The sequence below is a fragment of the Arthrospira sp. PCC 8006 genome, from assembly GCF_046480465.1.
GTDB classification, from domain to species: domain Bacteria; phylum Cyanobacteriota; class Cyanobacteriia; order Cyanobacteriales; family Microcoleaceae; genus Limnospira; species Limnospira platensis.
The window spans coordinates 1-19,522 of sequence record NZ_PKGG01000045.1; the positions used below are offsets into that span (position 1 = coordinate 1).

The 19,522-nt window shown below is 44.7% G+C and carries 19 protein-coding genes; 10 read left to right on the forward strand and 9 right to left on the reverse strand.

Annotated features, from left to right (window positions below; genetic code table 11):
• The 5 genes from cmr4 to B9T16_RS09265 form a co-directional block, all read right to left on the reverse strand.
• Nucleotides 1-823, reverse strand: an 823-nt coding sequence (gene cmr4 / locus B9T16_RS09245; protein ID WP_410244603.1) for a type III-B CRISPR module RAMP protein Cmr4, incomplete at its 3' end; no start/stop codon positions are given.
• Nucleotides 820-2,001: a type III-B CRISPR module-associated Cmr3 family protein gene (locus B9T16_RS09250; RefSeq protein WP_410244604.1), complete on the reverse strand. Its 1,182-nt coding sequence runs from the start codon at nucleotides 1,999-2,001 to the stop codon at nucleotides 820-822. The genes B9T16_RS09250 and cmr4, both read right to left, overlap by 4 nt.
• Nucleotides 2,001-5,213 carry a type III-B CRISPR-associated protein Cas10/Cmr2 gene (cas10, locus tag B9T16_RS09255; protein ID WP_410244605.1) on the reverse strand — a complete coding sequence of 1,071 codons (3,213 nt, stop codon included), beginning with the start codon at nucleotides 5,211-5,213 and terminating at the stop codon, nucleotides 2,001-2,003. Before cas10 ends, B9T16_RS09250 begins: the two co-directional genes overlap by 1 nt.
• 31 nt (nucleotides 5,214-5,244) lie before the next feature.
• Nucleotides 5,245-6,279 (reverse strand): 23S rRNA (adenine(2503)-C(2))-methyltransferase RlmN, encoded by a 1,035-nt coding sequence (gene rlmN / locus B9T16_RS09260; RefSeq protein ID WP_410244606.1) that lies wholly within the window; start codon nucleotides 6,277-6,279, stop codon nucleotides 5,245-5,247.
• 24 nt (nucleotides 6,280-6,303) lie between these two features.
• Nucleotides 6,304-6,702, reverse strand: coding sequence for a hypothetical protein (locus tag B9T16_RS09265; protein ID WP_006618687.1), 399 nt, complete (start codon nucleotides 6,700-6,702; stop codon nucleotides 6,304-6,306).
• 367 nt (nucleotides 6,703-7,069) lie between these two features.
• Here B9T16_RS09265 and hslO point away from each other — a divergent pair, with 367 nt between their 5' ends.
• From hslO to B9T16_RS09310, 9 genes are all read left to right on the forward strand, one after another.
• Nucleotides 7,070-7,999 carry an Hsp33 family molecular chaperone HslO gene (gene hslO / locus B9T16_RS09270; protein WP_152088660.1) on the forward strand — a complete coding sequence of 310 codons (930 nt, stop codon included), beginning with the start codon at nucleotides 7,070-7,072 and terminating at the stop codon, nucleotides 7,997-7,999.
• 161 nt (nucleotides 8,000-8,160) lie between these two features.
• Complete coding sequence (locus tag B9T16_RS09275; RefSeq protein WP_410244607.1) at nucleotides 8,161-10,359, forward strand: hypothetical protein; 2,199 nt, start codon at nucleotides 8,161-8,163, stop codon at nucleotides 10,357-10,359.
• 98 nt (nucleotides 10,360-10,457) lie between these two features.
• Nucleotides 10,458-10,976, forward strand: coding sequence for a pentapeptide repeat-containing protein (locus B9T16_RS09280; RefSeq protein ID WP_006618691.1), 519 nt, complete (start codon nucleotides 10,458-10,460; stop codon nucleotides 10,974-10,976).
• A 222-nt stretch (nucleotides 10,977-11,198) separates the two neighbouring features.
• On the forward strand, nucleotides 11,199-12,449 hold the full coding sequence (locus B9T16_RS09285) for an ABC transporter permease (RefSeq protein ID WP_006618692.1): 1,251 nt from the start codon (nucleotides 11,199-11,201) through the stop codon (nucleotides 12,447-12,449).
• A gap of 219 nt (nucleotides 12,450-12,668) precedes the next feature.
• A complete protein-coding gene (locus B9T16_RS09290; protein ID WP_006618693.1) occupies nucleotides 12,669-12,899 on the forward strand; it encodes a type II toxin-antitoxin system HicB family antitoxin in 231 nt (76 codons plus the stop codon).
• Complete coding sequence (locus B9T16_RS09295; RefSeq protein ID WP_006618694.1) at nucleotides 12,892-13,119, forward strand: type II toxin-antitoxin system HicA family toxin; 228 nt, start codon at nucleotides 12,892-12,894, stop codon at nucleotides 13,117-13,119. The genes B9T16_RS09290 and B9T16_RS09295 overlap by 8 nt, the downstream gene beginning before the upstream one ends.
• A gap of 184 nt (nucleotides 13,120-13,303) precedes the next feature.
• Nucleotides 13,304-13,525 carry a hypothetical protein gene (locus tag B9T16_RS09300; RefSeq protein WP_006618695.1) on the forward strand — a complete coding sequence of 74 codons (222 nt, stop codon included), beginning with the start codon at nucleotides 13,304-13,306 and terminating at the stop codon, nucleotides 13,523-13,525.
• Complete coding sequence (locus tag B9T16_RS09305; protein ID WP_006618696.1) at nucleotides 13,522-13,941, forward strand: type II toxin-antitoxin system VapC family toxin; 420 nt, start codon at nucleotides 13,522-13,524, stop codon at nucleotides 13,939-13,941. The genes B9T16_RS09300 and B9T16_RS09305 overlap by 4 nt, the downstream gene beginning before the upstream one ends.
• An 89-nt stretch (nucleotides 13,942-14,030) precedes the next feature.
• Entirely contained in the window at nucleotides 14,031-14,252 is a 222-nt protein-coding gene (locus tag B9T16_RS09310; protein ID WP_410244608.1) for a hypothetical protein, read from the forward strand.
• On the opposite strand, the gene B9T16_RS09315 is transcribed toward B9T16_RS09310, so the two are convergent.
• The 4 genes from B9T16_RS09315 to B9T16_RS09330 all read right to left on the reverse strand — a co-directional run bounded on the left by B9T16_RS09315 (nucleotide 14,245) and on the right by B9T16_RS09330 (nucleotide 18,516).
• Nucleotides 14,245-15,132 (reverse strand): mechanosensitive ion channel family protein, encoded by an 888-nt coding sequence (locus B9T16_RS09315; protein WP_410244609.1) that lies wholly within the window; start codon nucleotides 15,130-15,132, stop codon nucleotides 14,245-14,247. The two genes, B9T16_RS09310 and B9T16_RS09315, sit on opposite strands and share 8 nt — an antisense overlap.
• Nucleotides 15,133-15,620: 488 nt before the next feature.
• The gene (cysW, locus tag B9T16_RS09320; protein ID WP_410244610.1) at nucleotides 15,621-16,487 is read right to left on the reverse strand and encodes a sulfate ABC transporter permease subunit CysW; all 867 of its coding nucleotides are present in this window, start codon (nucleotides 16,485-16,487) and stop codon (nucleotides 15,621-15,623) included.
• A gap of 38 nt (nucleotides 16,488-16,525) precedes the next feature.
• The gene (gene cysT, locus B9T16_RS09325) at nucleotides 16,526-17,377 is read right to left on the reverse strand and encodes a sulfate ABC transporter permease subunit CysT (protein WP_050856797.1); all 852 of its coding nucleotides are present in this window, start codon (nucleotides 17,375-17,377) and stop codon (nucleotides 16,526-16,528) included.
• Nucleotides 17,378-17,457: 80 nt separating this feature from the next.
• Nucleotides 17,458-18,516 (reverse strand): sulfate ABC transporter substrate-binding protein, encoded by a 1,059-nt coding sequence (locus B9T16_RS09330; RefSeq protein ID WP_014276780.1) that lies wholly within the window; start codon nucleotides 18,514-18,516, stop codon nucleotides 17,458-17,460.
• 173 nt (nucleotides 18,517-18,689) lie between these two features.
• On the opposite strand from B9T16_RS09330, the gene B9T16_RS09335 reads away from it, so the two are divergent.
• Nucleotides 18,690-19,484 carry a Crp/Fnr family transcriptional regulator gene (locus B9T16_RS09335; RefSeq protein ID WP_014276781.1) on the forward strand — a complete coding sequence of 265 codons (795 nt, stop codon included), beginning with the start codon at nucleotides 18,690-18,692 and terminating at the stop codon, nucleotides 19,482-19,484.
• Nucleotides 19,485-19,522 lie beyond the last annotated feature (38 nt).

A 19,522-nucleotide genomic window follows, 5' to 3' on the forward strand; every position in this document is an offset into this window, starting at 1 on the left:
CCCGTCCAATTCCTTCGAGTCCTCCGAATTGAATCCGTCCATTCAGCAGGGCTCGCAGTTTCTCTCGCACCTTTTCCGTCGATTCTTCCCCCGATTCTGTCTGTTTGGCTGGCTTCATACCCCACGGGAAAAATAACATCGTTTCCGGCGGCACCGCTTCTTCCGCACGAAATGAACCCCCTTTCACCGTTTTACTTTCCTCGGACAAGGCGACTCTCACTTCCCGCTGTAAGCCGGTTTCTACCAGTGCCGCGCAATCTTGATCACTGAGAATTACTAACTTTTTCAGTAGCAGGCTAAGGCTATTGTCTCCCCAGGTGCTAGACAATAAACTGGTCAGGAATGAACCATCAAATTGACTTAAATTCTCTGGTTTGATTAAGGCGGTTTGCAAAAATAACGTTTCTGGTTTAAAACTGACTAGGGCCGGTTGTGTGGGACTCAGTTGCTGGCACTGTTTGATAATGTCGTTGATGCTGTTAATTTGTACCCACTGATGCCACCTTCGCAACCACAGAGGACAGGTTATCCAGATCAGATGATGACTCAAAGAAGCGATCGGAAAAAATAGCATCGAAGCATCAGCAAACCAGACTTCTCCTTCCGTTGGCTGTTTTCCTTTTTCGATTTTCTGCCCGAAAAATATCCCTGCATTATCTTCTGTTTCCAGGGAGGCGCGAATTTTACCACGCAATGAAGAGGCGGGTAGGTAGGGAAATTCTGTGTGGACTTCCCGCGCAATTCCCATTAAATTGCCTTCGTTAGCACTCCCTCCCGTGTGGAGGGGGGTTAGTAAGTGCAAATAGGTTAAAAATTCGCTCATCTCTCCCCCCACAGTAGTTTACCATAATTCAATTTGCGAAAGGTTTGCAGCCACGGTTTTCCTTCGGTATTGGGTAGGAGATGGTCAATGGTCGGGAATATCTCAGCCGTAGCCGGAGAGTTGCTATCAAATAGATACACCGTCCCCGGTGGGGCGAAGGCATATTGCGGTTGCAGGGCGAAGGTTTTTTCTGTTTTGGTTTCAACTACTCCGTTTTTGGTGCGGGTTTTCTGCCTCTGTTGATGACCAATTCCCCCCCACATCAATGGGCGATCGCCTACACAACCCCGCAAACAGTCCCGCCATAAATCTGGGTAAAGTCCATAGATAAGTTTCTGGGAAGTTTCCGCCAGTCCAGGAGTTAATAAATAAGCAAACATCCCCGGTTTGGGAGTGTCCGGTTTGGGATGTTTCCACAGCGATCGTAATTCTTCCAGTAGGGTCTGATTTTCAATTAAAGAGACTCTCACCCGGTGTCCTTTTCCTCCTAAACGCACTACAAAAGAAGATTTTTGCTCTCCCTCTAATTTCACCCCCGCCACCAAACTCCACCCTGGTTTTAAGCGGGTTGCTACCTCCACAAAAAAGCCATCGGAGTCCTTTACCTGTCGTGTTCCCGTCTGAATATGGGTATGAGGTAGCACCTGCACTCCCCAAGGATCTGAGCAAAAATCATCGGGGGTAAAATTGCGATCGCCTTCCAGATATTTCCGCAAAGCCTGCCCTTTCATCCAGGGTGGGGGAGACCCACAAATATACTCGCCCTTTTTTAACTGAGGGGGAACCATCGGAGACAACCAACCACTTTGACTATAGCAGATAAATTCCCAGGAATCAAGGGTATCAGCGGGAATTAATCTAGTCAAACTCTCCCAACTATTATCATGGTTTAAGTCCAGGTTCAAATCTTGGTAATTATCCGATTTTTCCCCGGCTTGCACCGTCAGCAAATCTTGAGGAGTCCGCAGCCAGAGAGTCCGGTTTTCATCCAACAAAAACGGCCCCAAAAATTCGGGATTAATTTGATGTTTAGTCCTGGGCGATCGTAAAGCCTGAAACACCACACTAGGTAAAGGGGGGAACTGTCCTTTAGCCATCGCCCCTTCCCCCGGTCTGAAAGGTTTAGCTTCTCGAAATAGTAGCACATCAAGGGGGGTAATAATATACCAATCCATCATTAAATATCCTCCTTCCTACCCTGCCATTCTTGCCGTTGCTGCATTTTATCCAACCAAAACGCCGAGAAACGCAACAGATAACTGAGAGATTTTAAATCAATTCCTAGGGGTAATTCCCCCTGGTTGTCTAGTTGAGAATTTTCCTGCCATTGCGCCTTTAAATATCCCGCCCAATTTTCCCAATCTTCTAGCCACCGGATTAAACCATCTCGATTAGTTTCAATCGCTTCTACTTCCTCACGGCGTTGAGAAATTGCCCAAGCTGCTTTGGCGATTAAATTAGAATTGGGAGTTAACGAAGCGTGAAGTGGTAACTCTTCCGCTAATCGATACAGTAGGGAACTTAATATTTGGGGTTGATCAGTGTTTATCCACTGTCGCCAACTCTCCAATAACTCACCTTTTAGTAACGCTTCTAAACAATTACCAGAACTGTAGATAACCCGGAAACACAGCCCACTTTTAGGCGGAATATATCCCGGTTCATCAGGCTTAATTCCCGGTGTCCCCAACATTTTTTTTGCCTGTTTTTCCGCCTCCCATAATCCTGATAAAGCGATCGGGAGCGGGACGCTTTTATGAGCTATAACAATTCCAAAACTCATAGTTGCATTTTCTCCCATTGTAAATAATGGTCGATTTGGAAATCCTTGAAAATCCTGATTTTGAGATATCGGCATCCAGTAACCCCCCCGGCTTTCAAACCTCAAATCTGCCTCTCCTAACTGAGGTTTATAAGGGTCTTCAGCACCACACCAAGCCGCCCTCAAAGACAGCAGATAATCCGGCAAATCTTCCAGGGGTAGTAAAGCCATGACATCATCCCCCCCACTATAGACTACCTTACCACAAAACCGCTTTTCAGTAATCAAAGGAACCAGGCGATTAGAGAAATCCAGCAGAGCCCTATTAAGACCGATATGGGTAGCTGGTCCCATCCGTTTTCTGGTAGCCAACAAAGCCTCATCATCATCTCGAAAAGCCCTAATAAACTGTTCTAGCTTCCGATTATATTCCTCATCATTTAGATGCAAATAGCCCTCCCGTTGCATAAATCCATGAGGTTCAGTTTCAGTTAAATACTGCTGATAAGGATGTAGTTTTTTCCCCGAAACATATTTTCCCATCCCGTCTCCATCTCCTAATACAATTACCCACCAATCACTCGGAGAACCATCGCCAAATTTTGTCTGAATATGGGCGGCTTCCACTAGGGGACGCAAACGGCGAATTTCATCAGAATTTAAGCCCATGTCATCAGCCAGCCATTTACTCGAAAACATGATACCATTATAATTCTTCCCACCTAGATAATTAGGATTAATACAACTATCCGTTTTAGGAATATTAGTAAGGCGACCACGGCTGAGGGCTAAAAATCTTTGATATTCCTTGCTAGACTTGCCAAAATCTTGTTGAATTTGATGCTGTAAATATCGCCAATATTGAGTTAATTTGCCCTGATTACTATGTAGCTGCCAATCCTCATAAGCAAACCGTGCATAAGCTATACAACTGAGGTTAGGAAATCGAATAAATTGGCTATAATCAATTTCGGCATCATTCTCATTTTCTAAATCCCTAAAATTAATCCCCAACGACTCACCCACACCCCCATAAACCCAAGCCATGCGTTTAGTCATTTCTATCGCATTGAGCATTTCTGAACCATTAAACAATCCCGGATATACCTTAGCAATTAACCGCCAAAATAGTCTCATAGACTCAACAGGTAAACCGTATCCTTCCCGAAAATTTCCATGATATCGAAATTGAGGATGCAGGGCGCTGAGTTGACCAGATAGACTAGAACGTAATCCTGGGGAAACAGGAATAGACCAAGTTCTAGTATTTTTAATCCCTTGCATTGCTTGGGCGCATCTAGCTTGAATTGACCCCCACCATGTGCCATTATTTAGACTGCGATAAATAATGGTTTCCGCCACTGTAGGAGGTGCATTTTTTTCATGATTACCCGCTAATTCTTGTTGAGATTGAATCCAGTTATCATCAAACTCTTCTTGGTTATTTTTATCAATAATTAATGGCGTATTGGGGTCTCCCAAAGGAACCGCTGTCCAATAAGTTTGCCAGGTATTATTAATTTGATTTTCCCAAAGATTACGCCATTCCCAACAGCTTTTTTTCTGCCATTTTTCCAGATCATGTTCGTGGGATTCGCGGTCGGAACCCTCAGCCGCAAATTCCTTCAGTATCTGCTCAATTGTGTCTTGATTAGCTGGATTTTTAAGAAATTCTATAATGCGATCGCGTAGACCAATTTCTAATTGTTTAATTGGATGGTTAGTTATGCCTTCTCTCACATTATCAGCCAGATTAGTCCACTCTTGTCGGAGTTTTTGGCACAATGTATTCCCGACTTCCTTGGCTGTGGCGGCACTGTTAAATAACATAGCGATCGTATTCGGAAATCCAGCAGTTGCTAAGGAGGTACTTAAATTGAGGTTATAGCGTTCTAGGGGGTCATAACCATCAATATCTATCAGTTTGAAAGTCTCACTAAATGCCGGATATTTTTTTAACAGAAACGCATCGATAATTTCCTGACCCCACAAAGAAGGGGTAATCACTATATCTGCGCCGTAGTTTTCCGCTACAAACCAGCAAAGTTTAGCACTCAGATAATGTAATAAATATGACCCCGACCAGAAATCCAAGAATTTGCGAGAGGCTTTGATAAAGTCCTGAATTGGAGAGAATGTGAATAGTAACAGGTGGGGATATTCATTACTGGGATTTTGGGCTTCAATGGTGCTGGCTAATGCTGATACTGTGGCTCGATAGCTATGAACTGGGCAGTCTGGTAAAATACTATGTTGGGGATAAAGTAAAGCATCGGGGTATTGTTGTCTTTGGAGTTCCGGTTCAAATCGCCACAACCACCAAAATACTGTTTGGGGGTCCGGTTCATTTTTCAGCCAATCAGGAATAGCTATTGTTATGTGATTTGGCGGTTCAATTAACCTGGCTTGACCACTAATGGGATGCTTGATAATTGTGGGGGAGTCCCTAATTCGGTCGATTTCTAGGTTAATCCGATCAGAAGAACTAGCGATCGCTTCTATCTCCCCTTGATGAGTTAACCACCATGATAATGCTGTCTGTCCTTCCTCTGTCTGCAAACAAACCAGATGATTACATAAGTCACTATTTCCTAGTAATGCGTAAATTTTGCGATGAAAAATAGACATAATTTTTAATCATATTAACCACCGATAATTGTTAATTTTCCTGGGAAGCCCGCAGTTGACCGCAGGCTGCATCAGCATCTAAACCGCGAGAATAGCGAACGCTGACTGCTACCCGTCGCTCTTCCAATTCATTCACAAAACCCTGTATTTGTGAGGGACTAGGGCGCTGATAATCCACCTCATTAATGGGGTTATAGGGAATCAGATTAACATGACTTTGAAAGCCACGCATAAGGCTGGCTAATTCCGCCGCGTGGGTGGGTAAATCATTAACCCCAGCTAACATCACATATTCAAAACTTACCCGCCGTCCGGTCAATTTCACATAATCTCGACATTCAGAGATTAGCGCTTCTAGGGGATAGGTTTTGGCGCTGGGAATCAGTTGTTCTCGGAGAGTTTGATTAGAAGCGTGTAAACTAACAGCCAGGGTAATTTGTAGCTGATATTCCGCTAACTGGCGGATACGGTTGGGAATGCCTACAGTGGAAAGGGTAATCATTCGCTGTCCGATACCAATATCTCTATTTAAGCAGGTAATAGCAGCGATCGCATTTTGAGTATTCAGTAAAGGTTCCCCCATACCCATAAAGACAATATGGCTGACACGGCGTTGGAAATCTTCCTGAACCGTCAGCACTTGATCTACAATTTCATGGGTTTCTAAGTTGCGGAAGAACCCCCCCTTTCCGGTAGCGCAAAAATCGCAAGCCATGGGACACCCCACCTGAGAAGAAACACAAACCGTTAAGCGGTCATGGGTAGGAATCCCGACAGTTTCAATAATTTGACCATCGGATAATTTCAGCAGATATTTAATTGTACCATCACTAGCAACCGCGCGATAATGAATAGTTGAACGACCAACGGGTATGGTCGCTAATTGCGATCGCCACTGTTTCGGAAACACAGTGATTTCCTCCAGGGATTTAGCCCCTTTCTGATAAATCCATTGATATAATTGCTTTCCCCGATAAGCTGGTTGTCCCTGTTGCTGAACCCAATCAGTAAGTTCAGGTAAAGATGTCCCCAGTAAAGGTTTAAAAGCTGGTTCAACTGCGATCATATAGCTACCCTGTGCTTTTGTAGATTAATCCGCTGATTGTGGCTTTTTCGATAACAGAAATCCCCGTAACTGATTGAGATTAACCGTTTGTCCCAAATTGAGAGGTAACACAGAAACACCTTCTAGGCGCGATTGTACCCAACCCTCTCCCCAATACCATTCATGAAAGCCATCAATCCCCCCACTGAGGAGAAACCGCAAACAGTTAGACTCAGCCACATCAACATAGTGTTCGATTGTCACCGGACCCAGTGAACTGGTGAACTTGAGACCCATATTAAACTGTTGGGGGAGTCCCGGGGAAAATTGCACAGGCCACAACCACTGTTGAACTTGGTGGGGATACAACAGACTTTCGCGAATAGTCGCCTCAGAGGCATCTACCTCAATCCTTAGACTGCTTTTTTGAAAACTACCCAGCATAAGTCACCATGATCAAACCAGTTAGCGATCGCACTTGTCGGATCACAACCACTCCTAATTATAGCAGTCAGCGATCGTTCTAGTAACCTGTAGGGTGCGTCAGAACCCGAAAATGGTAATCATCACCCCAATCTACCAAACTGAGCCACCTGAAACCTGATAGCCTTTAGGGTGCATCCCCAATCTACAACAAAACTGACAGACCCCACACCTAGTAGCTTGTATGGTGCGTGATCATAAGTAAACCCGCTTCGCCCCTCTAACTATGAGGGAACAGGGGGGGCAGGCGGGAACTAAATGGATAATGGATTGCATACCATTATAGGCTGTAAATTATAGATTGTCAATCATCAATTTTCCAGGAACTATGGCTGATCAACTGATACGTGCTACAGCAGCCGACGGCGGTATTCGTGCCGTGGGGGTAATTACCACTCGTCTAACCGAGGAAGCAAGAAAACGGCATAAATTGTCCTATGTAGCCACAGCAGCCCTAGGACGGACAATGGCAGGGGGTCTGTTGCTGGTTTCTAGCATGAAGCGTCCCGAGTCACGGATCAATATTCAAATTCAAGGGGACGGACCTTTAGGGGGCCTTGTAGTCGATGCGGGGCTAGATGGCACTGTGCGGGGTTATGTTGGGAACCCAGAAATTGAGTTAGCCCCGAATGCTGATGACAAACTAGACGTTGGCAGGGCAGTGGGTAAAAACGGGTATGTTTACATAGTGCGGGATGTTGGCTATGGTTATCCTTACTCGAGTACCGTTCAACTGGTGTCAGGAGAAATCGGTGACGACCTGACCCATTATCTGGTATCATCAGAACAAACCCCGTCGGCTTTAGTCTTAGGGGTATTTGTGGATAAAGAAGGGGTACAAGCGGCCGGGGGGCTGTTATTACAGATTCTCCCCAAAGCCGCCACTGATTTAGCACTGATAGAGTTATTAGAATCGAGAATCGGTGCTTTATCTGGTTTTACCCCTCTGTTGCGCGCCAGTCAAACCCTACCCAATATTTTTGAGCAATTGCTAGGAGATTTGGGGTTAAATATTCTACCGGAAACCCAATTGCTACAGTTTCATTGTGGCTGTTCTTTTGAACGGGTTTTAGGTGGTCTCAAGATGTTTGGACAAGCTGAACTGCGAGATATGATTCAAAAGGATAGCGGCGCAGAGGCTAAATGTGAATTTTGTGGCCAGACTTATCACGCCACCAAGGAAAATCTGCATGAGTTGATCCGAGACTTGAATCAGGATGAGGATCAGTTGTCCGAAAAGATTGGCAAGGTTTTCTAGAAAACTTCCCTAGGGGATTTAGAAGCGAAGGCTAAAATAATTCCCTAGGTGGGGTGATTGCGATCGCTTTCCTAACAGTGCTATAAGAATCAAGCAGCACCTTACTTTTTCCCCGTGGATAGTTGGTAGGGGGTGAATGCAGCGTGAGGATGGCTTAACCTATGATTGACAGGACACCGAAACAAAACCGTTGGCTAGAATTGCGTTCTCCAAAAGTGGCGACACCACCACCCGCAATATCTGACAGAGTAGGGTCGCCGCCAAAATTGGTGCGGGGAAGTGCTGAGTCCATACAGCCAGAACGTAAAAGCCGTAAAGAACGGTTAAAAGAACTGCGGATGCTGCTAGAATCGGAAAGCATGAATCAGCCACCCTCACCACCGCCAGAACCGGAAGTCGTGAAGCCAGAGCCTACTGTATCATCAGCTTTGGTGACAGTGGTTCCCCCAACTGTTGAACCGGAAACGCCTTCACCAAAGAGAAATAACCCCATTATGGCATCTCTACCTGTGTTGGGGTTGCTGTTGGTGTTGGCGACTCCCCCAGGGGTGGCTTATGTGGCTAGTACGTTACTGTTGCGATCGCCTGCTTTACCTAACTGTCCTAAGATTTTTTGGCCTCTTGCTTCTGCCTCTCTGCGTCTGTACTGTGCTGAAATGGCTGCCAGTAAAAACACTTTAGATGATTTCCTCCTAGCCTTTGAGTTGGTGAGTGTCCTGTCAGAAGACCATCCCCTCCGCCCGGAAATTAACCGCCACATTGACCAATGGTCGATGGGTATTCTGAATTTGGCAGAGTCTAAGTTTCAAGCTGGGGAATTATCGGAGGCAATTCGGATAGCGAAAAAGACTCCCCCGCAAACTTCAGCATCAGCTACTGTAGAACAGCAGATTAAACAGTGGCAAGAAATTTGGAAAAGGGCTGAGGGTATTTACCGCAAGGTTGAAGATTTGATGCGCCGAGAAGAGTTTAATTTGGCATTTCGGGAAGCTACCCAGTTATTGAATGTGGGGAATAATTACTGGGAAACGGTGCGGTATCAGAAATTAACCGATTTACTACATATCGCTAGGGAAGATAGTCAGAAATTGGCGGAAGCCCGAAGTTTGGCGAATCAAGGGGGGGTTAATAACCTATTACTGGCTATTAAAAAGCTAGAGGAAATTTCGGATGATAGCTATTTGCAAGATCAGGCGAAAAAAGAAGTTTCGGCTTTGAGTAAGTCGATGATGACTATAGCGGAAGATATCCTGAATCAGGGTCAATGGCAAGAGGCGATCGCTACGGTTAATAAAATTCCCAGCAGTGCTAACCTGACTGAGGAAGTTAAGGATTTTATCGTTTTAGCCCGTGCCCATGTTCCGGCGCTCCTGGATACGCCAGAAGGACTCACAGATGCGATCGCTCAAGCAGGTACTATTGAACGTAATCGGCCGCTATACTGGAAGGCACAACAATATATTCGGGGCTGGCAGCAGGAAATTGCGGATCTGACAATTATGAATGAAGCCTCGCGATTAGCCCGTAGCCAAACTATACCGGATTTAAGGGCGGCGATCGCTAAATTGCAACTAATCCCGGTTTCTCATTCCCGTGGTAGTGAAGCTAGGAAAAATATTAGCCAATGGAATCAGAAAATTGAGGAAATCGAAGATCGGCCTAATTTGGATATGGCGGAAAAGTTGGCGAGTTTTGGAGATGTTGATTCTCTGAAGGCGGCGGTGGAAAGGGCTTCTCAAATTGGTCGCGGTAGGGCACTATATGATGAGGCTCAAGAAAGGATTAATGAGTGGCGTGCTAGGAGTGAGCGCCTAGAGTTTCAACCTGTTCTCGACCGCGCCCAAGAATTAGCCGCCCAGGGTGATTTTGCTAATGCTATTGCTGTGGCTGAACAAATTAGACCCGGTTTATTGATGTACGAACAAGCCCGGGCTGATATTAACCAATGGCGATCGCAATTACAAGATATCCAGAATTTACAAAATGCCGAAACTTCTGCCATTCCTGGGACCATAGATGGTTTAATTCGTGGCATTCAATTAGCCGACCGGGTTTCTCGTTCTAGTTCTTGGCGTTGGCGTGCAGATCAGCTCATTAATGATTGGAGTCAAACCTTATTTACTCGCGGATTAGATCAGGCGATTTATGATATATCCGGGGCTATAGAAACCCTAAAAACGATTCCCCCAGGTACTACCGTTTATAATTCTGCTCAAGCCCAAATTTCCGATTGGCAATCTTGGTTAAATCCAGCGACCCCAGTTCCCTATGAACAGCCCACTGTGCCTAGGTCAGTATCTCCTACTATTGAATTTGATCAGCCACCAGATCTTAACAAACCAATTAGATCGGATAACTGAATTGATCACCCTCAACCACGCCTTTAAAAAATTCGCCCAAAAATTAACCACAATTGGGGTTGATTGACTTTATAATTGGGAGCAAAAGAACTACAGGCATGACCCACTGGGACAAACCATTACCCCATAAAACCTTATCCCCCGCCGAACTACTCCAGCTTTATGCCAGTGGTAAACGAGGGTTTATAGGCGTAGACCTACATGAAGTAAACCTCGAAGGAGCAAATTTAAAAGAACTACTCCTCTGGCAGGCTAACCTCAAATCCATTAATCTCCGTCGCGCTAATCTTAGCAACACCCATCTATTTGCTAATCTCTGTCAAGCAAATTTGTCCGACACCGATTTAAGCAATGCTAAATTACTTTATTCTGACCTCAGAGAAGCCAATTTAACTAGGGCTAAATTGTTCAAAACCAATCTCAAAGGGGCAGATTTACGCGGCGCTAATTTCAGCTACGCTAAACTAGCATACGCTGACTTAACCGAAGCCGATTTACGCGGTGCCAACTTCTATAATTCGGTTCTATTTTCAGTCACCATAAATCGCGCTCATATTGAAGATGTTGATTGGAGTGAAACCACTTTAGTTAAAACCAATCTCCGAGATGCGCTATAATTAAATTAGCTTCTGTCTCTGTCTCTGTCTCTGTCTCTCCCCTAAGTAAGTGGGTCAGTTATGCTGGTAGCCGCTCACCATAGACCCCAAAACCTTCTAGTTAACACCTAAGACTTGTACATCACCTAACTCAGAAAACCTATATTTAATGAATATTGAACGGAATTGTTGTTGATATCTCTGTAAAGCTAAAATACTAGCTATAGTAGTTCCTCAGTAATTATGGCTTCCATTGCTCGCAAAAACCTCATCGAAGATATTCCCCGCTTCCTGGCGGCTCAGGCTGGGATTATGTTTGCGGTGAGTTTAGTTACCATTCAAAATGGCATTCTCAACGGATTTGTGCAATCCTCATCTCTGCTTATTGATAAATCTAGCGCCGATATTTGGATTACCTCCGAAGACATGGTGCATCTCAATCTCACCATGCCACTAGCCCTAGAACAACTCACCAAAGCCCAAAAAGTTCCGGGGGTAGAACTAGCAGAACCTCTAATTTTTCAAAGTGCGCGTTGGCGCGATCCGACTGGTCAAATTCAAGCTATTAATTTAGTCGGTTCTAACCCTGACGGTAAACTGTTTGCTCCCTGGAATATTATTGAGGGAGATTTGGAATCTCTCAAACAACCATATCGGGTAATAGTAGATGAGAGTAATTTAAACTCCCTACAGGTTAGCGGTGTAGGAGATACGGTTACTATTTCTGGCTTAGAAGCGAAGATTGTCGGATTAACCCAAGGTACTCAACCCATTGTTAATAGTATTTTCGTCTTTGCTTCCCTGAAAAATGCTAACGCCTATGTTACTGTACCTCTACAAACTCAGACCAGATGCACTTTTGAGAATGGCAATCTTAACTGTGTTAATGTTTTTGATGATTCTGGCGATCGCCAAACCCAAACCGATATTTCTCCTGAACCTAGACCCCTAACATTAACTGATCCAATTACTTATATTTTAGTGAAAGCCAAACCTAATCAAGACTTACAGCAACTACAAGCTGAATTAGAAGCGACTCTCCCTAATACACGCGCTTATACCAGACAAGAAATAGCCGAAAAAATCCAAGATTACTGGCAAAAACGCACCGGCGTAGGCTTCGTTTTGAGTTTGGGTGCTGTGGTCGGAATTTTGGTGGGTATGATTGTGGTAGCTCAAATTCTTTATGCTTCCGTTGCTGACCATATTAAAGAATTTGGTACTCTCAAGGCTATGGGCGCTCCCGATCGCCTGCTTTATTCTGTGATTTTAGAACAGGCTTTTTGGATGGCTGTTCTCGGCTATATCCCCGGAATGGCTCTCTGTTTGGGTGTGGCAAGTTGGGCTTCTGCTACCCAGGGTATTTTGATTTTGATTACTCCGGCTTCTGCTGTAGGGGTGTTTTTCTTGACTTTAGTAATGTGTGGAGGTTCGGCTTTCTTTGCTATCCAAAAAGTCACTCGCGTAGACCCGGCGATCGTCTTTAAGGCTTGAAAATTTCTCTATAAAAAGGTTGACAGATACAAGAAAATTATGCTATTTTGGCAAGGAATCCGCTTTCTCAATATCAAGTAGCGATCGCATTTCCGGTAACTCAAAGAAACCGGGTTTCTAGTTAGGCGATCGCATTTTGGGAAGAAGAAGGCGATCGCTCCAAGATTTGTTAAAGTTTAGGTATAATTATAATTAATGTTCCTGGTTGATTCACGGCTAATGCAAAAAACTCGACAGTTAACTGCAATTATTGAGAGAGAAGGCGACGGATATTTTTCTTTGTGTCCCGAACTCGATCTGGCGAGTCAAGGTGACACGGTGGAAGAAGCGCGATCGAATTTAATGGAAGCGATCGAACTTTTTTTAGAGATGGCTGATGCTTCGGAAATTGAACGTCGTTTAAATAATAATGAGGTTTTCGTTGAGTCGATGGAGATTACAGTTGGGTAAGTTGAGGGTTTTATCGGCGAAGGAAGTGTGCATAATTTTAGAAGAACAGGGTTTCATCGAGGTGAGGGTGCGTGGCAGCCATATTATCATGCAACGGCGCGAAGCCGAATCAACAATAACCATTCCCGTTCCCAATTATAAAGAATTAAAAATCGGAACTTTGCGATCGATTATTCGACAGTCCGGTTTGTCTCGTTCTTTATTTGAGATTGATGAATGAACCGGACGTTATATAAGAAGCCTGGTTGATAAATTGTGCGATCGCATTTCCGGCAACTCAAAGAAACCCGGTTTTTAGTTAGGCGATCGCATTTTGGGAAGAAGAAGGCGATCGCTCCAAGATTTGTTAAACTTTAGGTATAATTAATGTTCCCAGTTCATTTGGCGATCGAGGATGATATCTCATGCAAATTAAGGGAATCAAAAAAGGTCGAACTATCGAAATATTTGAAGATATAGACATTCCCGATGGTCAAGAAATCAGCTTATCAATTGAGGCGGGGGGAGGTTTTTGGCAACGTCTCCAGCATTTTAGACAAGAACTTGAGTCTGAGGAAATTTGGATCGAACCAGATGTTTTTGAGGGGGTGCGGGATTCATCGCCGGGTCGAGAAGTGACTTTATGAGTTTACGATTTTTATTGGATACTAATATCCTCTCGGAACCGACACGCCAAAATCCGCATCCCAATGTGATGGCAATGCTGGAACAACACGAACTAGAAGTAGCCACATCAACGACTGTGTGGCAGGAACTTCTTTTTGGATGTTCGCGCCTTCCGGATTCTCAGAGACGGAGATTTTTAGAAAGGTATTTGAATCAGATCGTTCGTCCGACTATTCCAATTCTGCCTTATGATGTGGAGGCGGCAACTTGGCACGGAATTGAAAGAGCCAGATTGACGAGTATTGGAAAGACACCTTCTTTCCCGGACGGTCAAATTGCTGCTGTGGCGAAAGTCAACAATTTAATTGTGGTGACCAACAATGTATCAGATTATCGAAATTTTTTAGATCTGGCAGTGGAAAACTGGTTTGAATAAAAGAGCGATCGCATTCCCGGTGACTCAAAGAAACCCAGTTTCTAGTTAGGCGATCGCATTGGGGGAAGAAGAAGGCGATCGACTTAGTTATGCTGGGCTTGGCTAATCAAAACGGTCTCACTGAAATTTCTCGGAAACTAGCAGAAAATCTGTCGGAATGTGACTATTTAAAAGCACTACAATCTCTGAGAAGACGCAGTTTAATTGAAACTAAAATCGAAAATTCTGTCTCGGTTTTGACACTGGAACCCCCAATTCAGGAATATTTTAAAACGGTGGGGGTCAGCACTGCAAGTTTTACCCTTAATTAGTCTGAGAATTAGCCGCCGCTGGGTAATGGTCGTTATAGCGTTCCTGATTAAAGAAATATAAGGTGCGGATAGGATAGGGAATATTAATATCAGCCTCATCACAAGCCTGTTTAAGTGCTATCATAACTTGGGTTGTCACCCGTCGCACCTGTTTCCGTTCTGGGAAAGTCCAATAGCGAATCATGAGGTCAATAGAACTGTCTCCAAAACCCACTACATCGACTTCTACTTCTGGTTCGGACAAAACACCCTCGACGGTTTTGGTGGCGTTTAATAGAGTTTCTACAGCCATTGGTAAGGGGGTATTATAGTCTACTCCAATGGCTAAATCAGTGCGACGATGACTTTCGGCTGTCTTGACCTGTACGGGACTGGTAAACAGTATGGAGTTAGGAATTACGACCCTTTCCCCATGATAAGTTAGCATTTGGGTAGACCGAATAGAAATATTTTCGATAGTCCCTTCATAATCATCTACGACTATCTGATCACCAATTTGGAAAGGTTCTTGTAACAGTAATAAAATCCCGGCTAAGAAATTTTTAAAGATATCCTGAAAAGCAAAACCAATGGCTACAGAGCTAAGTCCTAATAAACCGATAATATCGCCTAAACGCAGGTCAGGAAAGGCAATTACACAGGCGATAATTACGCCTCCCACCCAAGTTAATACATAACCTGTGTGAATGAGAAGAACTTGTAAAGATTTACTGCGGACAAATCTCGGTGCTGTGGATTGTAAAAATTGTCGTATAAACTTGGATAAAAACCGAGTTATTAACAATACGATTATTGCAAAAATTAAGGCTGGAATTACTTGGATAGCTGAACCTACTAAACTTAATAGGCTAGACTGAATTTCTTGGACTAAGGCATTCATAAAGATTGAGTAGTAATAGGATTGATCCAGATTTTCAACAGGGGCATAATTGCTGTTAGCTGAATATGTGAGCCAATAGCTAAAAACCTATAATATGATAACTTTTGGGGTGGGATTTTGGCTTCTACCCGCAGATAGATACAGCGGCCAGGAGTGACGGCGGCAATTATTCCGTGTAATTAATAATTGATAATTAATAATTGATAATTGTAGGGGCGGGTTCTGGAGTTAATTAGACTTGTCACCAGTTAACCTGATCAACCCGCCCCCGAAACCAAGCGATCGCTGGAGTTAATTAGACTTAGCAGCAGTCAAGCTGATCAACCCGCCGCCGAAACCAAGCGATCGCTGGAGTTAATTAGACTTAGCAGCAGTCAAGCTGATCAACCCGCCCCCGAAACCAAGCGATCGCTGGAGTTAATTAGACTTAGCAGCAGTCAAGCTGATCAACCCGCCGCCGAAACCAAGCGATCGCACCTCGAATTTCCTCACTTGGTCTTTTTCGCCTCCAACAGTTTTTTGAATACCAAAGTTACGAAGGACAAACTTCCCAAAACTACGGCCGCCGAATAGGATGCAGTAGTCTGATATTGAACGTGCATTTCCTCGACAAATAGGGGCAAAGTCTGAGTTTTGCCGATAATATTTCCCGAAACTACTGCCACCGCGCCAAACTCTCCCATAGACCTGGCATTAGTGAGAAGAATGCCATATAATAAACTCCAGCGAATAGAAGGTAAAGTCACTCGCCAGAAGGTTTGCCAATCATTGGCTCCCATAGTTTTAGCGGCTTCTTCTTGTTCTGTGCCAATTTCTTCTAAGGCTGGGAGAACTTCCCGCGCGACAAAAGGCATACAGACAAAAGCGCTGGCTAAAACCATACCGGGGAAGGCAAATAATATTCTGATATTAGCAGACTCTAAGGCAGGACCAAACCAACCCTGTCGTCCGTAGAGTAATACTAGCATTAATCCGACTACTACGGGGGAAATGGAAAAGGGGAGGTCTATGATACTTAATAATAGTGTTCTTCCGGGGAATTGATGACGAGCGATCGCCAAAGCGGTCACAATTCCAAATATCACACTAACTGGTACTACAATAGCATCAATCATGAGGCTTAATTTGGCAGCGTGCAGAAATTCCGGTGAGGTCACAGCACGGGAAAAACCACTCCAGCCGTTTCTAAATGCACCCACAAAAATATTAGCAGCAGGTACAAATAAGACTAACCCGACAAACAGAATGACAGCGACCACTAAAGCCACCTCAAAATTGCTCACCTGGGTTTGAGAGTTTTGGGCGGGTTGGATTAATTTTTTGGGATGCAAATATCCGATATTTTTAAGGTTCATATATCATCCTTATTAAAATGAATTATTATCGAGAAATTTTACGGTCTTTGGTTAATGCGATTACCCCAACTTTGCAGACAGTTGATGATTAATAAGGATCCTAAAGAAACCAGTAACATAACGGTACCAATAACGGCAGCCCCGGCATAGTCAAACTGTTCGAGACGTTGGAAAATCAGCACGGGAGCAATCAAATCCTGAAAGGGTATATTACCAGCGATAATGACAATAGAACCATACTCTCCGACAGCCCGCGAAAATCCCAAAGCGACCCCGGTTAAAATAGCGGGAATTAAGGGAGGTAATATAACTCGGCGAAAGGTTTGCCAACGGGAAGCACCCATGCACCAAGCGACTTCTTCGAGTTCGGGTTCCAATTCCTGAAGCACGGGTTGGACAGTTCGGACGACAAAAGGAAGAGAAATAAACACCATGGCTAAACCGACCCCTAGACGGGTAAAAGCAATTTTAATACCCAGGGGAGCTAATAAACTTCCGAGCCATCCATTTTCAGCGTATACGGTAGCAAGGGTGAGTCCCGCAACGGCTGTGGGTAGGGCAAAAGGTAAATCTATGGCACCATCAATTATTTCTTTTCCGGGGAAACGATAGCGCACTAAAACCCAGGCGACTGCGACTCCGGCTATACCATTAATAGAGGTGGCATAAATAGCGGTAAAAAATGTAACTCTGTAGGCAGATAAAGCGACGGGATGGGTAGTAATTCGCCATATTTCTGCCCAAGTAAGATTGGCGGTAAATGAAATTAGGGCAAGAATGGGCAGTAACAGCATGATGCTGAGATAACCACCTATTCCCCACCAATACCAGGGAATTTTTGGTAAAAACCGGGTGAATGATGATAGAGATATTGATAAAGTTGTGACCATGATGGGTTGCGCCAATTAAAGGAAGTTGGAGAACAATTAAAATGGCTGGGCAACCTGATTAAAGCCTGTGAGAATTGAAACTAGCGACCGACTTGGGCTTGGATTTCATCGAACATAGCACCGTCAGCAAAAAATTGGTTTTGGACGGCATCCCATCCCCCTAAATCTTCTACTGTAAATAGATTGGAGATAGGAATAAAGCGATCGCTAAATTCCGCCTCAATTGTGGGGTCTACGGGACGAAAACCAGCCTGAGCAAATGCTCTTTGGGCTTGGGGAGTATATAGAAACTGTACAAAGGCTTCCGCAACTTCGCGGGTTCCGCGTCTGTCTACAGTGGCATCAACAACGGCAATGGGATTATCAATAGAAATATTAGTCTGGGGAACTACATAGGGCAAAGTTTGACCTTGCTGTTGAGCCAGTAGCACTTCATTTTCATAGTTAATTAAGGCATCCCCTTGTCCTTGTCGATAGAAAACTTCGGTAGCTTCTCGGGCATTTCTTGGCAAAACGGGAACGTTTCTAAAAACCTGTTGCACAAAGTCGAGGGCTTGGGCTTCGGTTTGACCTGTTTCGGTTTTAGCTCCCCACAGGACAAGGAAATTCCAACGAGCCCCCCCGGAGGTTTTAGGGTTAGCGGTGATGGTTTGAATATCATCGCGGGCTAGGTCTTGCCAGTCTTGGATATTTTTGGGGTTCCCAGGGCGGGTAATAATGGCGGCGACGGAACGGTGGACGATCGCATTATTGGGCGCTTCATTTTCCCATCCCGGTTCAATTAGTCCGGCTTCCTGAATGGCTTGGGTGTCCAGGGCTAAGGCGAGGGCTACGATATCAGCCTCTAAACCATCAATTACCGCCCTAGCTTGGGAACCGGAACCCCCATAACTTTGGCGAATACGGACATCTTGACCATGTTGGGCTTTCCACTCCTCGGCGAATTGGGGAATGATTTGTTCGTAGGCGGCTTGGGTGACGGCGTAGGAGACTAGGGTCAATTCTACCGAATCGCCGGCTGTATCCCCAGTGCCACAGCCAGCCATCACCCCACTGGCGCTAATTCCCACCATAAACAGGGAAAGGCGCTGTCGCCAAGGCTGGGAATTGAGATATCGGCTTGAGAGGTTGGCTTTCATACCTGTACATCCTTAATCTGAGGTTCCCAGATGGGAGCCTGATTGGGCTTTGATTGCCATCGTAGCACATTTTAATTATATGTCAAGTATAAATGAAATGCAAATGTTTTGTGATACACTTGCAAAATAAATACAGGTGGGGTATTATAAAAGTGGAGAACAACTAAGTGGCAATGGCCAAGCCAGCAGAACCAGGGGCAATCAAGGAGATTGCGGAAGAACTGAGTCAAAACAACTATCTGTTTCGGGGTTTAGATGTGGCTGAACTGTCGGAGGTACTCGCCACCGGAGAAGTCACGCCCCAAAAACTGTACTCGGGTCGTTCGGTGTATACGGCCTTCCGTCCTGATACGTCGATCGCATCCCTTTATGTGGTCAGCAATGGTGGTCCGGTAATCCTGCGGAGTGCGCCTTTAGACCGAATCATTGCTATCACCTATCCGGGTAGTTGTTTTGGGATGCGAAATCTGGCTTTAGGCTATGGGAGAGTGTCGCGGTCTTTTCCGAGTTTGGTGGAGGCTTACAAAACCACTGATGCGATCGAGATTGACCTGGACATTATTAAAACCCTCCACGCTGAGAATGAAACATTCCGCGATCGCTACGATTATTTATTTGAACTGCGGGAAAAATTCCAATATCACCTACTTAACTGTAGTACCCATCCCCCCCAAGCGGTGGCGGCATTATTAAGGGGACTCATCTACCAAGAGCGATCGCTTTTGAATCAACCCCAAGCCGATGGTATTTATGTTTTTGACCTACCCATTGATATCATCGCCCACGTCGCCCAACTTAACCACCGCACCGTTGAACAAGTCTTAAAAGGGATGCGTAAACAAGGGCTTTTACTACCCCCTCAAAATGACGATTCCTCCGACGATATTGTGAGAGTGTGCGACCCCGAAGGACTCAAAGAAGTCTACAGCGCTACCCGTGACAAAGTATCTTGGTGGCCTCTGCGCTAAGGTCAAATTATCAACTGTCAATTATTAACCGAATTTTA

What these genes read in the sequence shown, in the direction of transcription:
- B9T16_RS09250 (WP_410244604.1), bottom strand. Translation starts at nt 2,001, where the DNA reads ATGATGGATTGGTATATTATTACCCCCCTTGATGTGCTACTATTTCGA.
- cas10 (WP_410244605.1), bottom strand. Translation starts at nt 5,213, where the DNA reads ATGTCTATTTTTCATCGCAAAATTTACGCATTACTAGGAAATAGTGAC.
- rlmN (WP_410244606.1), bottom strand. Translation starts at nt 6,279, where the DNA reads ATGATCGCAGTTGAACCAGCTTTTAAACCTTTACTGGGGACATCTTTA.
- B9T16_RS09265 (WP_006618687.1), bottom strand. Translation starts at nt 6,702, where the DNA reads ATGCTGGGTAGTTTTCAAAAAAGCAGTCTAAGGATTGAGGTAGATGCC.
- hslO (WP_152088660.1), top strand. Translation starts at nt 7,070, where the DNA reads ATGGCTGATCAACTGATACGTGCTACAGCAGCCGACGGCGGTATTCGT.
- B9T16_RS09275 (WP_410244607.1), top strand. Translation starts at nt 8,161, where the DNA reads ATGATTGACAGGACACCGAAACAAAACCGTTGGCTAGAATTGCGTTCT.
- B9T16_RS09280 (WP_006618691.1), top strand. Translation starts at nt 10,458, where the DNA reads ATGACCCACTGGGACAAACCATTACCCCATAAAACCTTATCCCCCGCC.
- B9T16_RS09285 (WP_006618692.1), top strand. Translation starts at nt 11,199, where the DNA reads ATGGCTTCCATTGCTCGCAAAAACCTCATCGAAGATATTCCCCGCTTC.
- B9T16_RS09290 (WP_006618693.1), top strand. Translation starts at nt 12,669, where the DNA reads ATGCAAAAAACTCGACAGTTAACTGCAATTATTGAGAGAGAAGGCGAC.
- B9T16_RS09300 (WP_006618695.1), top strand. Translation starts at nt 13,304, where the DNA reads ATGCAAATTAAGGGAATCAAAAAAGGTCGAACTATCGAAATATTTGAA.
- B9T16_RS09305 (WP_006618696.1), top strand. Translation starts at nt 13,522, where the DNA reads ATGAGTTTACGATTTTTATTGGATACTAATATCCTCTCGGAACCGACA.
- B9T16_RS09310 (WP_410244608.1), top strand. Translation starts at nt 14,031, where the DNA reads ATGCTGGGCTTGGCTAATCAAAACGGTCTCACTGAAATTTCTCGGAAA.
- B9T16_RS09315 (WP_410244609.1), bottom strand. Translation starts at nt 15,132, where the DNA reads ATGAATGCCTTAGTCCAAGAAATTCAGTCTAGCCTATTAAGTTTAGTA.
- cysW (WP_410244610.1), bottom strand. Translation starts at nt 16,487, where the DNA reads ATGAACCTTAAAAATATCGGATATTTGCATCCCAAAAAATTAATCCAA.
- cysT (WP_050856797.1), bottom strand. Translation starts at nt 17,377, where the DNA reads ATGGTCACAACTTTATCAATATCTCTATCATCATTCACCCGGTTTTTA.
- B9T16_RS09330 (WP_014276780.1), bottom strand. Translation starts at nt 18,516, where the DNA reads ATGAAAGCCAACCTCTCAAGCCGATATCTCAATTCCCAGCCTTGGCGA.
- B9T16_RS09335 (WP_014276781.1), top strand. Translation starts at nt 18,690, where the DNA reads ATGGCCAAGCCAGCAGAACCAGGGGCAATCAAGGAGATTGCGGAAGAA.